This is a genomic window from Arthrobacter sp. D5-1 (assembly GCF_017357425.1).
Lineage (GTDB): Bacteria > Actinomycetota > Actinomycetes > Actinomycetales > Micrococcaceae > Arthrobacter.
The window spans coordinates 3,342,511-3,361,636 of sequence record NZ_CP014571.1 but is presented as its reverse complement, the minus strand read 5'-3'; the positions used below and the strand labels follow the sequence as shown (position 1 = coordinate 3,361,636).

Annotated in this window: 20 protein-coding genes; 16 read left to right on the top strand and 4 right to left on the bottom strand. The window is 63.8% G+C overall.

Features of this window, described 5'->3' with window-relative positions:
- Positions 1-66: 66 nt before the first annotated feature.
- A complete protein-coding gene (locus AYX22_RS15455) occupies positions 67-585 on the top strand; it encodes a GNAT family N-acetyltransferase (protein WP_207594207.1) in 519 nt (172 codons plus the stop codon).
- On the opposite strand, the gene AYX22_RS15450 is transcribed toward AYX22_RS15455, so the two are convergent.
- Positions 566-1,963, bottom strand: coding sequence for a 6-phospho-beta-glucosidase (locus tag AYX22_RS15450; RefSeq protein WP_207594206.1), 1,398 nt, complete (start codon positions 1,961-1,963; stop codon positions 566-568). The two genes, AYX22_RS15455 and AYX22_RS15450, sit on opposite strands and share 20 nt — an antisense overlap.
- Positions 1,964-2,028: 65 nt before the next feature.
- Here AYX22_RS15450 and AYX22_RS15445 point away from each other — a divergent pair, with 65 nt between their 5' ends.
- The 6 genes from AYX22_RS15445 (at position 2,029) to tsaD (ending at position 7,364) form a co-directional block, all read left to right on the top strand.
- A complete protein-coding gene (locus tag AYX22_RS15445) occupies positions 2,029-3,123 on the top strand; it encodes a carbohydrate kinase family protein (RefSeq protein ID WP_242703353.1) in 1,095 nt (364 codons plus the stop codon).
- 82 nt (positions 3,124-3,205) lie between these two features.
- The gene (gene alr, locus AYX22_RS15440) at positions 3,206-4,459 is read left to right on the top strand and encodes an alanine racemase (RefSeq protein ID WP_207594204.1); all 1,254 of its coding nucleotides are present in this window, start codon (positions 3,206-3,208) and stop codon (positions 4,457-4,459) included.
- Complete coding sequence (gene tsaE, locus AYX22_RS15435) at positions 4,456-5,040, top strand: tRNA (adenosine(37)-N6)-threonylcarbamoyltransferase complex ATPase subunit type 1 TsaE (RefSeq protein ID WP_207594203.1); 585 nt, start codon at positions 4,456-4,458, stop codon at positions 5,038-5,040. Before alr ends, tsaE begins: the two co-directional genes overlap by 4 nt.
- The gene (tsaB, locus tag AYX22_RS15430) at positions 5,040-5,711 is read left to right on the top strand and encodes a tRNA (adenosine(37)-N6)-threonylcarbamoyltransferase complex dimerization subunit type 1 TsaB (RefSeq protein WP_207594202.1); all 672 of its coding nucleotides are present in this window, start codon (positions 5,040-5,042) and stop codon (positions 5,709-5,711) included. Before tsaE ends, tsaB begins: the two co-directional genes overlap by 1 nt.
- A gap of 13 nt (positions 5,712-5,724) precedes the next feature.
- Positions 5,725-6,222 (top strand): ribosomal protein S18-alanine N-acetyltransferase, encoded by a 498-nt coding sequence (rimI, locus tag AYX22_RS15425; protein ID WP_089595758.1) that lies wholly within the window; start codon positions 5,725-5,727, stop codon positions 6,220-6,222.
- Positions 6,219-7,364 (top strand): tRNA (adenosine(37)-N6)-threonylcarbamoyltransferase complex transferase subunit TsaD, encoded by a 1,146-nt coding sequence (gene tsaD, locus AYX22_RS15420; protein ID WP_207594201.1) that lies wholly within the window; start codon positions 6,219-6,221, stop codon positions 7,362-7,364. Before rimI ends, tsaD begins: the two co-directional genes overlap by 4 nt.
- Positions 7,365-7,393: 29 nt before the next feature.
- Here tsaD and AYX22_RS15415 read toward each other — a convergent pair whose 3' ends face one another.
- Positions 7,394-8,548, bottom strand: coding sequence for a glutamate--cysteine ligase (locus AYX22_RS15415; RefSeq protein ID WP_207594200.1), 1,155 nt, complete (start codon positions 8,546-8,548; stop codon positions 7,394-7,396).
- A gap of 183 nt (positions 8,549-8,731) precedes the next feature.
- Between AYX22_RS15415 and AYX22_RS15410 the strand changes: the two genes are divergently transcribed.
- The 3 genes from AYX22_RS15410 (at position 8,732) to AYX22_RS15400 (ending at position 10,915) form a co-directional block, all read left to right on the top strand.
- Complete coding sequence (locus tag AYX22_RS15410; protein ID WP_207594199.1) at positions 8,732-9,880, top strand: GTP-binding protein; 1,149 nt, start codon at positions 8,732-8,734, stop codon at positions 9,878-9,880.
- A 36-nt stretch (positions 9,881-9,916) separates the two neighbouring features.
- Positions 9,917-10,039 carry a type B 50S ribosomal protein L36 gene (gene ykgO, locus AYX22_RS15405; protein ID WP_011775528.1) on the top strand — a complete coding sequence of 41 codons (123 nt, stop codon included), beginning with the start codon at positions 9,917-9,919 and terminating at the stop codon, positions 10,037-10,039.
- A gap of 63 nt (positions 10,040-10,102) precedes the next feature.
- Entirely contained in the window at positions 10,103-10,915 is an 813-nt protein-coding gene (locus AYX22_RS15400; protein ID WP_207594198.1) for a shikimate 5-dehydrogenase, read from the top strand.
- A gap of 4 nt (positions 10,916-10,919) precedes the next feature.
- On the opposite strand, the gene AYX22_RS15395 is transcribed toward AYX22_RS15400, so the two are convergent.
- The gene (locus tag AYX22_RS15395) at positions 10,920-12,149 is read right to left on the bottom strand and encodes a class I SAM-dependent methyltransferase (protein WP_207594197.1); all 1,230 of its coding nucleotides are present in this window, start codon (positions 12,147-12,149) and stop codon (positions 10,920-10,922) included.
- A gap of 67 nt (positions 12,150-12,216) precedes the next feature.
- On the opposite strand from AYX22_RS15395, the gene AYX22_RS15390 reads away from it, so the two are divergent.
- The 6 genes from AYX22_RS15390 (at position 12,217) to AYX22_RS15365 (ending at position 18,197) form a co-directional block, all read left to right on the top strand.
- Positions 12,217-12,579, top strand: coding sequence for a hypothetical protein (locus AYX22_RS15390; protein WP_207594196.1), 363 nt, complete (start codon positions 12,217-12,219; stop codon positions 12,577-12,579).
- A gap of 193 nt (positions 12,580-12,772) precedes the next feature.
- Positions 12,773-13,069, top strand: coding sequence for a co-chaperone GroES (gene groES / locus AYX22_RS15385; protein ID WP_011775524.1), 297 nt, complete (start codon positions 12,773-12,775; stop codon positions 13,067-13,069).
- Between the two features lie 86 nt (positions 13,070-13,155).
- A complete protein-coding gene (groL, locus tag AYX22_RS15380; RefSeq protein WP_089595752.1) occupies positions 13,156-14,769 on the top strand; it encodes a chaperonin GroEL in 1,614 nt (537 codons plus the stop codon).
- Positions 14,770-14,953: 184 nt separating this feature from the next.
- Positions 14,954-16,579, top strand: coding sequence for a LuxR C-terminal-related transcriptional regulator (locus AYX22_RS15375; protein ID WP_207594195.1), 1,626 nt, complete (start codon positions 14,954-14,956; stop codon positions 16,577-16,579).
- Between the two features lie 131 nt (positions 16,580-16,710).
- Positions 16,711-16,998 carry a hypothetical protein gene (locus AYX22_RS15370; protein WP_207594194.1) on the top strand — a complete coding sequence of 96 codons (288 nt, stop codon included), beginning with the start codon at positions 16,711-16,713 and terminating at the stop codon, positions 16,996-16,998.
- 68 nt (positions 16,999-17,066) lie between these two features.
- Positions 17,067-18,197, top strand: a complete 1,131-nt coding sequence (locus tag AYX22_RS15365; RefSeq protein ID WP_207594193.1) for an FAD-dependent oxidoreductase — start codon at positions 17,067-17,069, stop codon at positions 18,195-18,197.
- Here AYX22_RS15365 and AYX22_RS15360 read toward each other — a convergent pair.
- Positions 18,110-19,087, bottom strand: coding sequence for a DUF389 domain-containing protein (locus AYX22_RS15360; protein ID WP_207594192.1), 978 nt, complete (start codon positions 19,085-19,087; stop codon positions 18,110-18,112). The two genes, AYX22_RS15365 and AYX22_RS15360, sit on opposite strands and share 88 nt — an antisense overlap.
- Positions 19,088-19,126 lie beyond the last annotated feature (39 nt).

Here is a 19,126-nt window from a genome sequence, read left to right as displayed (position 1 = left end):
AAAACACTACTCCTGCTGATCAAAGCCACCCCACGGCAACCCGGTGTTCTGGACAAGGCTGCTAGCGTGGCCGCTGTGAGCCAAGAACAGACTTTCGACATCCGCAAAGCCACCCCTGAAGACTGGCCCGGTATCTGGGCCATCCTGGAGCCGGTAATCCGGGCCGGCGAGACCTTCACCTGGGATCGCGACACCTCCGAGGAAGCGGCCAGGAACAAGTGGACCAAGGACGCTCCCGGCCAGACGTTCGTGGCCGTGGGCAAGGACACGGGCCAGATCCTGGGAACAGGAGAGTTCCACGCAAACCAAGCCGGTGGCGGCAACCACATTGCCAACGCCGGGTACATGGTGGGGGCCAACAACTCAGGCCAAGGCATCGCCCGCGCCCTCTGCGCCTATTCGCTGAGTGAGGCCAAGGCGGCGGGCTTCTACGCCATGCAGTACAACGCCGTGGTGGAGAGCAACGTCCGGGCAGTGTGGCTGTGGCAGTCCATGGGCTTCCGGATCCTCGCTACGGTCCCGGAGGCCTTTGACCACCCGGAGATCGGGTACGTCGGCCTGCACGTCATGTATCGGAAGCTTTAGGGCCCCACAACTGCGCCAGTTCGGGAAAGGCTGCCTCGTACCCTGTGAGGAGTAGTTCGCCCAGCTCCGCCGATCCGATCAATGGATGCGCCGCGAAGGCACCCACGGCAGCGCTGCGCTCTCCATGGGCCACAGCGCGGATGGTCAGCCGTTCCACCTCCTTGACGTGCTGCATCAGCGTGAGGAACTGCCCGCCGGGCCGTGCTTGCGCAAGCGGCAACGCGCCGTCGGGCGTTACCTCGCAGGGAACCTCGACGACGGCGTCCGGCGGCAGCCCGGGCACGGCCACCTCCGCTGTGGCCAGGGCGCCTGACGGCAGCACCGGCGCGTTGGGCACGTTCAAAATCAGCTGGGCAGAACCGCCGCCGGACAGTGCCCGCATCACGGACAACGCCACGCGCTCATAGCCGCCGCCTGCGAGATCAGACTCGTCCCGTTGCTCTCCACGCGTACGCGCCTCGGCCAGGTAACCTTCCTCGCGGGCCCGGCGGGCGCCGTCCCACAGCTCAAAGGCGTGCGGGGCCTTTGCCAGGGCTGGATACAGGGCACTCTGCTGGTGGTGTATGGACGCTCCACGCGTTTCCTGCTGCCGGCGGATGGCGTCGGTAGCCTGCGCCGTTTGGTAGTAGTAGTAAAGGTATTCGTTGGGCAGGCAGCCAAGCTGCAGTAAGGTGTGCTGCCCAAACAGCCTGCCCTCTTCCAGGGACTCAAGGGCCGCATGGTCGGAAAGCAGGCCCGGCAGCAGATCCTGCCCGCCGGGTGCCAGCCGATACAGCCAACCGAGGTGGTTCAGGCCGAAGTAGCCCACGCCGTCGAGCGTTCCTTCTGTGAGCGGCGCGCCAACAGCCCGCGCCGCCCGGTGGACCAGGCCACCGGCGGAATCGCAGATACCGATTACTTTGCGCCCCAGCACCGGCTCCAGTGCTTCGGTGACCATGCCGGCGGGGTTGGTGAAATTGATAAGCCACGCCTCGGGGCAGTGGCGTCGCATCGCCTCGGCCAGTTCCAGCATGCGGGGGATCGAACGCAGGGCATAGGAGATGCCGCCGGCGCCTGTGGTTTCCTGGCCAAGCAGACCGAGGTCCAAGGCCACGCGTTCGTCGGCGATCCTGCCGGCGGTGCCACCGGGCCGGATGGCAGCAAAGACCATGTCCGCCCCAGTGAGGGCCTCCCGCAGGTCCGTGGACACCACGACGACGGGAGTGGAACCGCCTGCCGGGGGCATGTCCCCAATCACGGCCTCGATGGCTGCGAGCCGTCCGGCGTCGACGTCGTACAGCACCAACTCGTCCACCAGTCCGGCGAACGGGCCCGCGCATAAAGCCCGGTAGACAAGGGGTACCCGGAAGCCGCCACCACCGGCGATCATGAGCCGCATGACCCGAGTCTATGCAGGCCTCAACATCTATGCAGCCCACTACGGTGCAGCGTAGTCTGCGGTGCATGGACGCTATGCCCCAGCGACGGTTTGATCCCCTTGCCTCCCTACGGTCCCCCACGGACCAGCAGTGCGACCTCCTCCTGACCGGAACCGTCTTCCAGGACATCATCTTCACGGGTCTTCCGCACTCGCCTGAGCCCGGCACGGAGATCTGGAGCGAAGGAATGGGAAGCTGCCCGGGTGGCGTAGCCAACCAGGCCATCGCCGCTGCGCGCCTGGGCCTGCGCACCAACCTCGCCGCGACCTTCGGGGACGACGGCTACGGCGACTACAACTGGCAGATCCTTGAAAGCCAGGAACACGTGGACCTCTCGCTGTCCAGAAAGATACCGGGCTGGCACTCACCCGTTACCGTGTCGCTCTGCGTCAACCAGGACCGGTCCATGGTCACCCACGGGCACCCCGCCCCCGTGAGTTCCTCCGAGCTGATAGGACAACCGCCCAAGGCGCTCGCAGCCGTCGCTGACCTGGGTGAGGAACTGGAACCGTGGATGCTGGCGGCGAAGGAAGCGGGCACCAGGCTTTTTGGCGTCGTGGGCTGGGATCCCACGGGGGAGTGGTCCGAAAGGCGCCTGGATCTTTTGGAGAACTTCCATGCCTTCCTGCCCAACGCGCCCGAAGCCATGGCCTTCACCGGTAAGGCGGACCCTTGGGCGGCGCTGTACGCCCTGGCAGACCGGGTCCCCGTTGCCGTGGTGACGCTCGGCCCACAGGGTGCCGTGGCGGTGGACTCCGAGACCGGCGAAGAAGAATGGGTGCCTTCCCTGCCGGTGTCCGCCTACGATCCCACCGGTGCGGGAGATTGTTTTGGGGCGGCCTTCATTGTGGGGTGCCTGGCGGGGTGGAGGTTGGGGGACCGGCTCCGGTTCGCGAACCTCTGTGCCTCCCTGGCCGTCCAGGAAGTAGGCGGTTCCCTGGCCGCCCCCGGGTGGGGAGACATCGCCGACTGGTGGCAGCGGGCCAATGCGCGGAAGGAACGCCAATCCAGCCAGTGGCTTCGGCGTTTCGCGTTCCTGGAACCTATCGTCAAGGACATCCCGGCGGAAGCCCAGCGCCGCGCACGGGCGACGATCGCGCATTTGTCGGACGCGCAGTAATGACGCGCAATCCCGACGCGCAGCAGGGAATCGGCTGGCCGGCAGTTAACCCGAATTCACCGGCACCACTAGAATCTCTAGGGTGACTTACGAAGCAGCTGCAGATATCGGTATCGGGTCGAAAGCCTCCATAACAAAGTCGGCGGTGCTGGAACGCTCCGCTGTGATTGACCTCGAAGCCGTGCGGCACAACGTACGTCAGTTCGTCGCCATTGCGTCCCCTGCTACGGTCATGGCCGTAGTGAAGGCGGATGCTTACGGTCACGGAGCCGTCCAAGTGGCACGCGCAGCACTCGACGCCGGTGCCGCCTGGCTCGGTGTCGCGCATATCTCCGAGGCGCTGGCCTTGCGCGCCGCCGGAGTGGATGCCCCCCTGCTCGCCTGGCTGCACACCCGTGAAAGCAACTTCCAAGCGGCAGTAGCCGCCGGCATCGACGTCGGAATTTCCGGCTGGGAGTTGGACGCCGTGGTCGCTGCAGCCCGCGAACAGGAACGGCCCGCACGCGTCCACCTCAAGGTGGACACCGGCCTGGGACGTAACGGCTGCCCCATCGCCGATTGGGACCAACTGGTTGGCCAGGCCATGGAGTACCAGGATCAAGGCCTGCTGCGTGTGGTGGGTATCTTCTCGCACCTCGCTGTGGCTGACGAGCCGCACAGGCCGGAAACCGATGAGCAACTGGCCGTCTTCCGTGAGGCAATCGCCATGGCCGAGGACGCCGGAGTGGACATGGAAGTCCGGCACATCGCCAACACCCCCGCCACGCTGTCCCGCCCGGACTCGCACTTCGATCTTGTGCGTGTGGGCCTTGGCATCTACGGACTCTCGCCCTTCGAAGGGGCAACCTCCGCCGAGCTTGGCCTGCATCCTGCCATGACGGTCCGGACACTGCTGTCCAACTGCAAGAAGGTACCCGAGGGCCAGGGCGTCTCCTACGGCCTCAACTACCGGACCAGCGGGGAAAGCACGCTGGGCCTGGTGCCGTTGGGCTACGCCGACGGTGTCCCGCGCATTGCCACCGGCGGGCCGGTCCGCGTCAACGGCACCAACTACCCCGTAGTGGGCAGGATCGCGATGGACCAGATGGTCATCGACCTCGGAGCGCTGACGCCCGAAGAGGCAGCTTCTTTCAAGGGCGCGGAAGCCGTCATGCTCGGAGACGGTGCCAACGGTGGTCCCACGGCTGACGATTGGGCCGCGGCCGCGGGGACCAACAACTATGAAATTGTTACCCGCATCAGCCCGCGCGTGCCACGCACTTACCTCAACGAGGTAAGTGCGCAGGCAGAGGCCCACAAGGCTGCCGGTCATGCGACAGAGGCGGCAGCACTGTGAGTGAACCCCAATGGGAGCGCACGCTGACGGTCACGACGGCGGAGCAGACGCATGCGCTCGCAGCAGCCGTGGGCGGGGTGCTTGAGGCCGGAGATCTCCTGGTCCTGACCGGCGAACTGGGTGCGGGAAAGACGACGTTCACCCAGGGGCTGGGCGAAGGCCTTGGCGTCCGGGCCGGCATCATTTCCCCCACGTTCGTGTTGGTCCGGATCCACCCCAATCTGGCCGATGGCCCCAGGCCCGGCGGCCCGGACCTGGTCCATGTGGATGCCTACCGGCTGGAATCGGCCGCGGAGATCGACGACATCGATCTGGAGAACACCATGGACACCGCGGTGACCGTGGTGGAATGGGGCAGGGACCGGGTGGAGCACCTCTCGGACAGCCGCCTGGAGGTTGACCTGCACAGGTCAGTTGGTGGGGAAAGCCCGGCAACCGCCACCGCAGCAGCCGGTGACGTCATGGACTTCGATACCGATGACGACGACGAACCCCGCACCCTGGTTTTCCGTGGATACGGTCCGCGCTGGGCCGAAGCTCCACGGCTTCTTGAAACCCCGGCACCAGAGAAAGGCAACTGATGCTGATCCTGGCCATAGACACCTCCGCGGTGGCCAGTGCCGCACTGATTTCCGACGACGCCATGGAAAGCGTGGTGGATTCCTTCGCGACTGAGGACACCCGCAGCCATGCCGAAGTCCTGGCTCCCGGGATCGAAAAGCTCCTGGCCGGAGCGGGCGTCACGGGTGCCGATATCGATGCAATTGTCACCGGAGTGGGACCGGGCCCGTTCACGGGCCTGCGGTCCGGCATTGCGACCGCCCGAACCTTGGCCTTCGTCTGGAACAAGCCCCTGTATGGCCTGATGAGCCTGGACGCGATCGCCCTTGAGGTGGCCGAGTCCACGTCCGCTGCTCCTGAATTCCTGGTGGCCACCGACGCCAGGCGCAAGGAGGTTTACTGGGCGCGCTATACCTTGGCAGACGGCCAACTGCCGGAGCTTGTTGACGGGCCGCATGTGGGTTTCGCATCCGGGCTTCCGGATTTGCCGGTGTTCGGCGCCGGCGCAGGTTTGTACGCCGAGGTCCTGAAGGCCAACGAGGACTTTGCCCAGACCCAACCTGACGCAGCATCGCTGGGCCAGTTTGCCTTGGCCAGGCTCACTGCCGGGCAGGCGCTGCTGGACTCCACTCCGCTGTACCTGCGGGAATCCGACGCGCAGGTTCCCGGGCCCCGGAAGCGTGCGCTGTGAGGGGAGGCGAACTGTGAAATTGTCACCCAAGCTGGAGCTCGCAGGGGTTTCCCTGCGCGACATGACGGAAGCTGATATCCCGGCCGTAGAGACCCTGGAGCGCCGGTTGTTCCCCGTGGACGCCTGGCCGTTGCAGATGTTCTTCGATGAATTGGCGCAGCCCGAGACCCGCCGTTATGTGGTGGCTGAGGTCGCCGGAGAGATCGTGGCTTATGCAGGGTTGATGTGCATCGAGCCGATCGCGGACGTCCAGACGATCGCCGTCGTGCCTGAGTTTGAAGGTAAGGGCATCGGCTCCGCCGTCTTGACCGAACTCATCGACGAAGCCCGGCGGCGCCGGGCGGCGGACGTCCTGCTGGAGGTCCGGGCGGACAACCCCCGGGCCCAGCAACTCTATGTGCGGTTCGGCTTCGAGCAGATCCACGTCCGACCCCGCTACTACCGGGACGGCACGGATGCACTGATCATGCGTCTGGAACTGAACAAACCCCATGAAGGAGACACAGCGTGAGCGGCGCTCATCCGGAACAGCCCCAGCAACCATTGGTGCTCGGCATTGAGTCCTCGTGCGACGAGACCGGCGTAGGGATCGTGCGGGGCACCACCCTGCTCACCAACACGGTGTCCTCGTCCATGGAAGAGCATGTACGTTTTGGTGGCGTGATCCCGGAGATCGCTTCGCGTGCGCACCTGGACGCGTTTGTCCCCACCTTGCAGGAGTCCCTGCATGAGGCTGGTGTCACGTTGGACGACATTGATGCCATTGCCGTCACGTCGGGACCCGGCCTCGCCGGCGCGCTCATGGTGGGCGTCTGTGCGGCGAAGGCCTTGGCCGTTGCCACGGGTAAGCCGCTGTATGCCATTAACCACTTGGTGGCGCACGTTGGCGTGGGGCTGCTGGATGCGCGGACATCACCGGATGGCAAGCACGACGCCGGTGCTGCCGCCGGACTGGGTGCCGGAACGTTGCCTGAAAATCTCGGAGCCCTGCTGGTATCGGGTGGGCACACGGAAATCCTGCGGATCCGGAGCATCACCGATGACGTTGAGTTGCTGGGCTCAACCATCGACGACGCCGCGGGTGAAGCCTATGACAAGGTGGCCCGCATCCTTGGCCTCGGCTACCCGGGTGGACCTGCCATCGACAAACTGGCACGCCAAGGCAATCCCAAATCCATCCGTTTCCCGCGCGGCCTCTCACAGCCCAAATACATGGGTACGGCGGAGGAGAAGGGCCCGCACCGCTATGACTGGTCTTTCAGCGGCCTGAAAACGGCGGTGGCCCGGTGCGTTGAACAGTTCGAGGCCCGTGGCGAGGAAGTGCCCGTGGCGGATATCGCCGCAGCGTTCCAGGAAGCCGTGGTGGACGTGATCAGCTCCAAGGCGGTCCTCGCCTGCAAAGAGCACGGCATCACCGATGTGTTGCTGGGTGGGGGAGTTGCAGCCAACTCACGGCTTCGGGAACTGACCGGGCAACGCTGTGCGTCGGCCGGGATCACGCTTCACGTTCCGCCGCTGGACCTTTGCACGGACAACGGTGCCATGGTGGCGGCCCTCGGTGCCCAGCTGATCATGGCCGGAGTTGGACCGAGCGGAATAGCGTTTGCGCCGGATTCCTCCATGCCGGTAACTACGGTTTCTGTGCCTGCCTAGGTTCGCGCCCAAGCAGGCACAGTCTCCAACTACGAGGCGTCCGGTCCCTTGCGCATTTGCTGAACGAGGTCCATGACCACTGCCTGCAGGTCCCCGTTGTGCTCGGCAGCAACACGCCGTTGGCGCTGGTAGCTGGCTCCACGTTCGATGATCTTCAGGACGTCTGCCAGTTCCTCGGAGCAACCCAGCTTTTCTGCCACAGGTTCAAGCCGCGCAACGGTTTCTGCAAGGTGTTCGGTGACCAGTTGTTCGTTGCCCTCGGCGTCGAGGATGATGATGGCTTCCATGCCATACCGCGCGGCACGCCACTTGTTCTCCTGCACATGCCATGGCGGCATGGTGGGGATGCTGCCGCCGGCGTCCAGGATGGAGGAGAACTCGTCCACGAGGCACTGGGTCAGCGCCGCAATGGCGCCTACTTCTTCAAGTGTGGCCAAGCCATCACAGATGCGCATTTCGATGGTGCCCAGGTTTGAGACGGGGCGGATGTCCCAGCGGATCTCTGACGTTGAGTCGATGACTCCGGTGGTGAACATGTCCTGGACGTAGGACTCGTACGCCTCCCAGGTTTCGAACTGGAAGGGCAACCCGGCGGTAGGGAGTTGCTGGAACATGAGGGCACGCTGGGAGGCGTACCCGGTTTCTTCCCCTGCCCAGTAAGGGCTGGAGGCGGACAATGCCTGGAAGTGCGGGAAGTAGTTGACCAGGCCGTCGAGGATGGGGAGGACTTTGTCCCGGCGGTCAATGCCTACGTGGACGTGGACGCCGTAGATGACCATTTGGCGTCCCCACCATTGGGTCCGCTCAATAAGTTTGGCGTAGCGCTCTTTGTCCGTGACGGGCTGGAGCAGGGGAGGGCTGAAGGGGTGGCTGCCTGCGCAGAACACTTCAACGCCCATGGGATCGGTGACTTCGCGCACCGCGGCGAGGGAACGGCCAAGGTCCTCTTTGGCGTCCTTGACGGTCTCGCAAATGCCGGTGACAAGTTCAACGGTGTTGAGGAGCAGCTCGCGCTTGATGTGGGGGTGTTCGTCGTCCTCATTGAGGTCCGGGTGGTTGGCGGCGACGCCTTTCAGGACATCGTTCGCCACCGATACCAGTTCCCCGGTACGTGCATTGACGAGCGCCAACTCCCATTCCACACCCAGTGTCGATTGCCTGGATGGCGCAAAATCAATCTGCAAGTAGTCCCCTCAATTTGTACTTTCCGGCCTTGTGTTGTGTCAGCCGGGCATGGTTCCCCGCTGCGGGGCCGCCAGCGGTCGGATCAAGTCTAATGCAGCAGGAACACCGGTGATATCGACAGGAACCGACGTCGCAGCATGCCGTCATTTGCTAATGAGAACTGTTCGCATTAGACTCGAGCCATGCACCTCACAGTCGTCAGTTCCCTGGACAGCCAATGCCGGGAGGCAGCCGCCGCAAGGCTCGGCCGAACCCATGAGAACTCCGTGGTTGTCCTCCACGATCTCCTGGACGGTTCGTTGGTCCTTCGACGCGTCTATCGGGGCGGTCAGCTGTTCGAACGCGAAACCACGGTCCTGGAGCATGGTTGCCTCAGCTGCACCGTCCGGCTTGACGTAGTCCCGACGGCGGAACGCCTCGCCGCCTGCGGCTTCGACCACGTGGTCCTGGGCCTCCCGCCGGGAGTTGCCGCAGGCATGGCCGTCGCAGAACTTCGCCGTGGACTCAGCCAGCCGGCTGTCATGGACAATGCGGTGCTGGCCATGGACCCGGCGGATTTGGATGACCACATCTGGGACCGACACACCCTGTTCGAATCCGGGTTCACCTCCATGCCCCAGGATGAGCGCACCAGTGGCGAATTCCTGATTGGTGAGTTCGGCCAGGTGGACACCGTGATGGTTTCCCCGGGTCTGGGAGCGGTATTGACCGGGGATCCGCGGGAAGGATCGGAGGCGTGGCTGATCGGCTTGGAACTGCTGGGCCAGTTGGCGCCCCATGCCAATGCCGTCGGCTCGGCCGGGGAATTCCGGCCGGGTTGCTTCGACGATGCTGAAGCAGCGGCACGTAACCGGCCCGGCGTCGTGCGTGTGCCCCTGAGGGAAACACCTGGTCCCTTCCGGACCGTGCTGCACAAAGCGGGCCGTCCCCTTCACCCCGGACGCTTCCGGGATGCCCTGCCACAGCTGGCCATCGGTACGCACTGGCTGCGCGGCCGCCTATGGATCGCCTCCGCGCCCACGCGGCGGATCGCCGTCCAGGGCATTGGCCCCAGGGTCTGGCTCGAAAGTACCGGGAGCTGGCTGGCCGACTCTGCAGGGTCCGGCCCTGGCGAGGCAAACGCTAAGGCCGGCGCCGACGTCGATGCGTTCCTGGACTGGCACCCACACCACGGCGACCGCGGCACCGTCCTTGCCATCACCGGACGCTCAGAGGACATCGACCCCACGGAAATCCGCGAGCTCCTGGATGGCTGCCAACTGACGGAGGCCGAAATGACACTGGACTCCGGCGTCTGGGACGACCCCCTGGAACTCAGCGACGCCCTCTAAACCGAAGACCCACACCCATATCAAAGGAGAAACACCATGAAGGTCAGGAATTCACTGCGTGCCCTCAAGAAGATCCCCGGCGCCCAGATCGTGCGCCGGCGGGGGCGTACCTTCGTCATCAACAAGAACAACCCCAGGATGAAGGCGCGCCAGGGCTAACCCGCGGCAGGGTAAATAGTGCAATGAATACACGGCTCTACCAACAGGGCGTTTAATGGGGGAATGCCAATCCTGAACAAAGACATGTCCCTGTGCATTTCGCTTGCGGCCCGGCCCAGCAATATCGGGACCAGGTTCCACAACTATCTCTACGATCTGCTCGGCCTGAACTTTGTTTACAAGGCATTCGCGCCCACTGACATCACCCTCGCGGTAGCGGGGATCCGCGGCCTCCCCATCCGGGGTGCCGCGGTGTCCATGCCGTACAAGGAAGCCGTGATCCCGCTGGTTGACGTGATGGACCCTTCAGCCAAAGCCATCGATTCGGTGAACACCATCGTGAACAACGACGGCGTCCTCACTGCTTACAACACGGACTACATCGCCATTGCCCGGCTCCTGAAGGACCACCAGGTTCCCAGCAGCCACACTGTCCTTCTCAGGGGTGCCGGAGGCATGGCAAAAGCAGTTGCCGCAGCGCTCCGGGACGCAGGGTTCACCGCCGTCACTATCGTGGCGCGCAATGAAACCACTGGACGAGCACTCGCGGATCTCTACGGATTCAGGTGGCAGGACGACGTCAACGGCTCAGCAGCGGACCTGATCATCAACGTCACCCCGCTGGGGATGGCGGGTGCGGATGAGACCGCGCAGTCCTTCGACGACGCCACGGTCGCCGCTGCCCAGGTGGTCTTCGACGTCGTAGCGCTGCCTTCTGAGACGCCGCTCATCACCGCCGCCAGGAACTCCGGCAAGAAGGTCATCACCGGTGCCGAGGTCATCGCCATCCAGGCCGAAGAACAATTTGTGCTGTACACGGGTGTGCGCCCCAGTGCCGGGCAGGTCCGCGAAGCCTCGGAGTTCTCCCGTCGATGAGGTGCTAGCCGGTCACCGGCTCCACCACAACAGCCACTCTTTCCTCACCGATCCTGGTGAGGACCAGGGTGGCTGTTTTTGCGTCCTTGCCCTTTGATGGTTTGGCGGGAAGCAATTGCTTGCGCAGCTCCTCGGGAGTCACGGCCGTGCCGCGCTTCTTGATGTCCAGCACGGTGATGCCGTTGGCCTTTACCCACGTCTTCAAGGCCTTGACGTTGTAGGGCATCACCTCAAGCACCTTATAGGCCCGGGCAAACGGAGTGTCGTGCAGTTCGGGCGCGCAGATGTAGGCGATGTGCTCATCCACCAGGTGCCCGCCCAGCCTTTCGGCGATGTCGGCTACCAGGCCTGCGCGGATGACTGCGCCGTCCGGTTCGTATAAGAAACCTTCAACAGGCCCGACGGCGGCTGCGGGACCTGCGTCGAAGTCTTCGCCGCTGGTGATTTCAGCGGCGCCCTGGCTGCCGATGACCAGGGCCGCCCGCCGCACGCCGGGGCGGGCTACGCCGTTGAACCACAGGGTCACTTCGGTGACGTCCCCGCCCACCGAGACCCATTGGGCCTCACAGCCTGAGGGTACGGAATCATGGGGGATGCCGGGCCCCATTTTGACGCCAATGGCACGTCCGGTGGCTGCCAGCTTCTCCACGAAGGACAAGGGGGGAGAGAAAGCCTCAGGGTCCCAAATCCGCTTGGTCCCCGACGTGGACGTGGTGCGTCGTGCAGGATCCAGCCACACGCCGTCGATCCCGTCCAGCTCCACGGACGTGGCATCCGAGTGCACCACGGTGGCGTGCGGGAACGGGATGAGGTTGATGGTGGCGCAGGCAGCGGTGGTTTCATCCATTTCAACGGCTGTCACTGAGATGTCCATGGACGCCATCGCCATGGAATCGGCGCCGAGGCCACATCCGAGGTCGGCCACATGGGAAATGCCGGCCTTGGCGAAGCGTTCGGCATGCCGGGCTGCGACGTTCAACCGTGTGGCCTGCTCCAAGCCTGCCTGGGTGAACAGCATTTGCCGCGCGAACTCGCCGAACTTTGCCTCGGCTCGGGTACGCAACCGTGATTGCGTCAGGACTGCGGCCACCAATTCGGCGGAGTGGCCGGCTTTGCGGAGATCCGCGTTGGTGCTGAAAGCATCGGCCTCGCGGTAGGGCCCCAAGGAGGCCAGGAGTTCCCATCCTTCAGTGGTCAGCAAGGGGGCGATCTGTTCCTGCGGTGCGTGAGGCATGGAATCAAGCCTAACGGCGCGGCACTTGACAACGTGACGGGCGAATCAGCCGGATAGGGTTGTTTTCATGGAAGACACCGCAGCCCCGCAACCCTCCACCATGATGAAGTTCGCGCGACCCGCCCTCATAGCGGGGGCCGTGATCGCTGTGGTCTGCATCGGCTTGCTGATCATCATCTTCGCGTTGGATTCCTTCAACGCGGCCACCTATTCCGTCGCCGGCAAGAGCGTCAATGATGCTACCGACGAAGCACGGGACATCCGCGAGCTCTACAGCGGCGCCCGCACCGGTGGGATGATCACCTTGGTGATTTCCGGCGTCGTTGCTGTTGCGGCCGCTGTGCTCCTGTACCTGAACCGCGGCAATGCCCCGCTGGACGAGGATGACGACGGCCAGGACTATGACCTGGATGACCTCACGGGACGGTGACCTGCGTTCACCCATGACGAAATGCTGGCACTCACCTTGACCGAGTGCTAACGATTTACATAGAGTCTAGTTAGCACTCTCCCCCGGAGGGTGCTAATAAATGCCAAGCGTCTTCCGGCACCGCGACGGCGGATGTACGCTCCGGCACCCTAGTTCTTAGTCCATGAATCAGCTCATGAAAAGGAGAGTCCGAGTGTCGGTCTCGATTAAGCCTCTTGAGGATCGTATTGTTGTTCGCCCGCTCGAAGCAGAGCAGACCACGGCTTCCGGCCTGGTTATTCCGGACTCCGCACAGGAAAAGCCGCAGGAAGGCGAAGTTGTTGCAATCGGCCCCGGCCGTTTCGATGACAACGGCAACCGCGTACCGGTTGACGTAGCTGTTGGCGACGTCGTCATCTACTCCAAGTACGGTGGAACCGAAGTCAAGACCGGCGGCAACGAGTACCTCGTTCTGTCCGCCCGCGACGTCCTTGCGATCGTCGTAAAGTAACTTCCCGGAGCCCCGCACCGCCGTCGCGTTGGAAATCATTTCCGACCGTCAGCGGTGCGGGTTTTCTGTCTTGAAAGGACACAACCATGGCAAAGCAGCTTGCTTTTAACGATGCTGCCCGCCGGTCTCTTGAGGCCGGTATCGACAAGCTCGCCAACACTGTCAAGGTGACGCTTGGCCCGCGCGGCCGCAACGTCGTGCTGGACAAGAAGTGGGGCGCTCCCACGATCACCAACGATGGCGTCACCATCGCGCGTGAAGTTGAGCTTGACGACCCCTACGAAAACCTTGGCGCCCAGCTGGCCAAGGAAGTAGCCACCAAGACCAATGACGTCGCAGGCGACGGCACCACCACGGCCACCGTGCTGGCACAGGCTTTGGTCAAGGAGGGTCTGCGCAACGTTGCCGCCGGCGCCGCTCCGGGCGAGATCAAGCGCGGCATCGAGGTTTCCGTTGAAGCCGTCGCAGCCCGCCTCCTTGAGAACGCCCGCGAAGTTGAAGGCACCCAGGTCGCTAGCGTCGCAGCCATCTCCGCGCAGAGCGACGAAGTCGGCGAGCTCCTCGCCGAAGCGTTCGGCAAGGTGGGCAAGGACGGTGTCATCACCATTGAAGAGTCCTCCACCACCCAGACCGAGCTGGTCCTCACCGAAGGCATGCAGTTCGACAAGGGCTACCTGTCCCCGTACTTCGTCACCGACGCAGAGCGCCAGGAAGCCGTCCTCGAGGACGCCCTCATCCTGATCAACCAGGGCAAGATCTCATCGCTGCAGGACTTCCTGCCGCTGTTGGAGAAGGCACTGCAGGCCAACAAGCCGCTCTTCATCATCGCCGAAGACATCGAAGGCGAAGCCCTCTCGACGCTGATCGTCAACCGCATCCGCGGCACCCTCAACGTTGTTGCCGTCAAGGCTCCGGGCTTCGGCGACCGCCGCAAGGCCATGCTCCAGGACATCGCCACGCTCACGGGCGCCCAGGTTGTTTCCCCGGACCTTGGCCTGAGCCTGGACACCGTTGGCCTTGAGGTACTCGGTACCGCACGCCGCATCACGGTGACCAAGGACAACACCACCATCGTTGACGGCGCCGGCACGGCTGAGGACGTGGCTGACCGCGTTGCCCAGCTGCGCGCTGAGCTCACCCGGACGGACTCCGACTGGGACAAGGAAAAGCTGCAGGAACGCCTGGCCAAGCTGGCCGGCGGCATCGGCGTGATCAAGGTTGGCGCTGCCACCGAGGTTGAGCTGAAGGAAAAGAAGCACCGCATCGAGGACGCTGTGTCCTCTACGCGCGCAGCTCTCGAAGAAGGCATCGTTTCCGGTGGCGGTTCCGCCCTCATCCACGCCCTCAAGGCACTGGACGAGTCCCCGGCCGTCAAGGCACTGGAAGGTGACGCAGCAGCTGCTGTGGGCATCGTCCGCCGCGCCTTGGTCCAGCCGCTGCGTTGGATCGCCCAGAACGCCGGCTTCGACGGTTTCGTTGTTGTTGCCAAGGTGTCCGAGCTGGAAGCCAACCACGGCTTCAACGCCAAGTCCGGCGAGTACGAGGACCTGATCGCCGCTGGCGTGATCGACCCCGTCAAGGTCACCCGTTCGGCTCTCCGCAACGCCGCTTCCATCGCTGCCCTGGTTCTCACCACCGAGACCCTGGTTGCCGAGAAGCCGGCTGAGGAAGAAGACGCACACGCAGGCCACAGCCACTAGCAGCCTGTTTCACTGGAGCCCCGGTCACGTTCGCGTGGCCGGGGCTTCGTGCGTCTTGGAGGCTGCCGGCAGGCACGCCTTCTCCAGCTATTGTGAGCGTTCGACGACGGCAGTAACCTGACGCTTATACGGCGGCTTGGGTGCGCCAACCGGGCTGTTCCCGGTCGCGGGATGAGTAACGACTATGCCGGCCACAACCTTGGATCTCGGACGCTCGGCGTTCTTCGAGCATCGCTGGAGCGATGCCTTGGACTGCCTCGCCCGGGCGGATACCGAAGGCGGCCTGCCTCCCCAGGACATTGAGCTTGTTGCCTCGGTTGCCATGCTCCTGGGCAAGGAATCGGAAGGTGTGGCCTATCTGACGCGGGCACATGACGAGTACGTGACCATGGGGGACATTGCCGGAGCGGCCCGCTGTGCTGCGTGGCTGGTCCTGTACCTTATGAACCTCGGGGAACCCGCACGTGGTTCCGGCTGGTTATCCAGGGCCAAGCAGTTGGTGGATGGGATGGATGACCCCACCGAAGCGGAGGGCTACCTTTTGATCCCATCGGCGCTGGGCGCGCTGTATGGGGGAAACCCGGAAGCCGGCAACGAGCTTTTTGGCCGTGCCTTGGCTGTGGGGCAGCGCTTCCACGACCGGGACCTGACGGCCTTGGGCCAGCTGGGCGTAGGTACAGCACGGATCGCGTTGGGTTTTCCCGCTGAGGGCCTGGAGTTCCTGGACGACGTCATGGTTTCCGTGACCGCCGGCGAAGTGTCGCCCATTCCGTCCGGCATTATCTACTGCGCAGTCATCGGAAGCTGTCGCCTGACCTTGGACGTCAAGCGTGCCCACGAGTGGACAGCTGCACTTGCCCGGTGGTGCGGACAGCAACCGGACATGGTCATGTTCAGCGGGCAGTGCCAGTCGCACAGGGCCGAACTGTTCATCCTGCACGGTGCCTGGGAGGATGCCACGGCCGCACTCCGAATCGCCCAGGACCGTTCCCGCCATGGCGACCCGGAAGCAGTCTGGGGCGCGTGGTACCTCCAGGGCGAGCTGTTTCGCCTGACCGGCCGTGACGATGAAGCCATGGCAGCTTATGCCAAGGCCGCTGAGACCGGATTCGAGGCCCTGCCAGGGCTGGCACTCGTCCTGGCCGGGCAGGGCAAAGAACCACAAGCCCAGTCCATGCTTCGCCGTGCCCTTTCCCTTTCTGACCCAGCCAACCGCCGTCGACTCCTCCCGGCCGTCGTCGACGTCGAACTTGCTGCCGGAGACGTCAAGGCGGCTCGGGCCGCCGCAGACGAGTTCGGGTCCCCGGAAGGCGGCGGCATGCCCCTCGAGCAGGCGCTCGCTGGCCAGGCGGAAGCCACTGTGCTGCTTGCGGAGGGCAAACCGCACGCTTCCCTGTCAGTGGCGAGAAAGGCGTGGCGTCTTTGGTACAGCCTGGAGGCTCCGTACGGCGCGGCCAGTTGCAGGGTCCTGGCGGGGCGTGCTTGCTCGCAGCTGGGAGATCCGGACTCGGCTGCCATGGAGTTTGAAGCTGCCAAAGATGAGTTTGCCGATCTCGGAGCGGCGCCTGCAGTGGCCCATGTTTTGGAGCTCACGGGCGAGAAACGTCAGAACAGTTTTCCGCTGACCAGCCGTGAGCTGGAAGTCTTGCAGCTCGTTGCCAGTGGCCACGCGAACCGTACCATCGCCAGGGAGCTGTATCTCAGCGAAAAGACCGTGGCCAGGCATGTCAGCAACATCCTGTCCAAACTTGCTGTGCCGTCCAGGACCGCCGCCACGGGCTACGCCTTCGAGCATGGCCTGATCCACTGAACCCCCGTCACCTCCCGCACCGTTCCACAGGACCCTCTGTCACCTGCTGCGCAGAAATACCCATACCGTGTGGAATCTAATGCGTCATTCTGCCGACGCGACGGGAGGGGCTGGGCTCATAGCTTGGCCCTATGAACATTCCACTGCTTGCCGGCACCGTTTCAACCGTGCTCTTCGCCGCCAGCATGCTGCCCATGCTTCTCAAGGCGGTCCGAACAAAGGATGTGGCGTCCTACAGCCTGGGGAACATTGCCCTGACCAACATCGCCAATGCCGTGCACTCGTTCTATGTCTTTGATCTTCCGGCCGGCCCTGTATGGCTTCTGCACGCCTTCTATGTGGTGGCATCCGCACTGATGCTCGCGTGGTGCCTGCGGTACCGGAAGACGCCCGAGGCCGGGCCGCATGAGGTGCATTGACCGGTTGGACCAAACAACAAATTGGACCAAACAACAAAGGATCCACTGCAACACGAAAGGAGCGCATCATGACATCGAACCAACTTCAAGAGGTAGACACCGTCATCGTGGGAGGTGGCCAGGCCGGGCTCGCGCTCGCATACTGGTTGGCCAAGGAAGGCCGTGACTTCCTCATTCTGGATCAGCACGGAAGGCCAGGGGATGCCTGGCGTCAACGCTGGGACTCGCTCAAGCTGTTCACACCCGCCAAATATGACGGGCTTCCGGGTTGGCCTTTCCCAGGAGACCGTCTTGCCTTTCCCACCAAAGATCAACTGGCTGACTATCTGGAGGAGTATGTGCGTCGTTTTGACCTCCCCTTCGTGTCCCATGTCCATGTGGAGGAAATCAGCTCCGAGGATGGGGGGTTTGTTGTCGCGGCAGGGGACCGGCTCTGGCGCACGCGCAACGTGGTGATTGCGACCGGCGGACACCATCTTCCGAAACGGCCCGCTTTCGCAGGAGAGCTTGATCCGGACATAGTCCAGCTGCATTCCCAGGCCTACAAGAACCCAGGGCAGTTGAGGGACGGAACAGTGCTGGTGGTAGGTCTCGGAAACTCGGGGGCGGAGATCGCCCTTGACGTTTCAGGGTCGCATTCCACCGTTCTTGCAGGGAAGCCAAGCGGCGAAATGCCCATGAAGCACGGCCGTACCGCAGCACGTTTCGCCCTGCCAATAGTGAAATTCCTGGGCGTCCGGGTCCTAACGCTCAACACGCCGATCGGACGCAAGGCCGCCCCGGGCTTCAAATCCATGGCGGCGCCGCTGATCCGGACCAAGACCAAGGACCTGGCCGCAGCGGGTGTGCAGCTGGTTCCAAGGCTGGCGGGGGTTTCGGAAGGCTTGCCGGTCCTGGAAGACGGGACAAAGGTGGAGGCCACGAACGTTATTTGGTGCACGGGGTATCAGGAGGAGTACTCGTGGGTGAAACTGCCGGTCTTTGACGAACAGGGAGAGCCGAGGCAAAGCAGGGGAGTGGCCGAGGACGTTCCCGGCGTGTTCTTCATCGGTCAGGAATTCCTCTTCGCGGCAGCCTCGGCAACACTTCCCGGAGTCTGTCGGGACGCCCGCTACCTGGCCCGCCGGTTGGCAACGGAGCGGCGTCCGGAGCCCGACGGTCGCCGGGCCAAGGAGACCCGCATGCCGACAAGCCGGTAGAATACCAAGACCGCAGCTGCAGCTGACACGATGCCCACCAGGTTGAGTGCCAGCTGCATCGCTGATCCGGCCGCCTTGCTGTATTCACCCAGAACCGACGCAACGGCGACGTATCCTGCAGCCGGAACAGTCGTGACGGAAATAAACACACCCACCAGAGCTGAGGACCGGTGGCTGATCATGGACAGCATTCCCGCCGCTCCAGCGAGTGCGGCCACGATCAGCGAGTAGGGACCCGGATGGTAGATGAACTCCACGGCTGATCCCCGATCCAGTGCGTCCTCGGGAAACAATCCGAGGGGCACTGAGAGCCAGGCTGCAACGGCCGTGACCAGCATCGCGAGGGGAAAACCGACACCCAGTGCGAGCATCGATGCACGTACCAATCGCCACTTACGTTCCACCAGCCCCACGGCCAACGCGGCGAGCGGTCCGAACTCGGGTCCCACCACCATTGCGCCCACAATCGCGATCGTTGAATCGGTCACAATGCCGATCGCCGCCAACTGGGCCGCTATGACCAAGAATGCCAGGAAGCTCCACGTCAGTTTCGAGTCCTCGCCGGTTTGCCTGGAAACCTCGTCCCAAATGACGGCGTCGGCCGATTCTCCGGGGGCGGCTGCCTCAGCGTCGTCAGCGCGTTTGGACAGGACGAGGTCCGGCGACGATATGGAGATGGAGCCCAGGTCCGGAACCTTGAGCCCATGAAGCCGCTCGATCAGTTCTTCCGCGGATTCCCGGGCCAGCTGAACGGTGATCACGTCGCCAGGTGGCACCACAGAAGCATCTTTGTGGACGGCCACCTCGGCGGCTCCGGTGTTATCGGTGCAACATTTCACGACGGCCTCGGACAACTCCGTTGGCACGCAAAGGCGCAGCTGCACGATCATGGATTTCCTTCCTCCGACCCGGCTCCAGCGTAGTTGCAT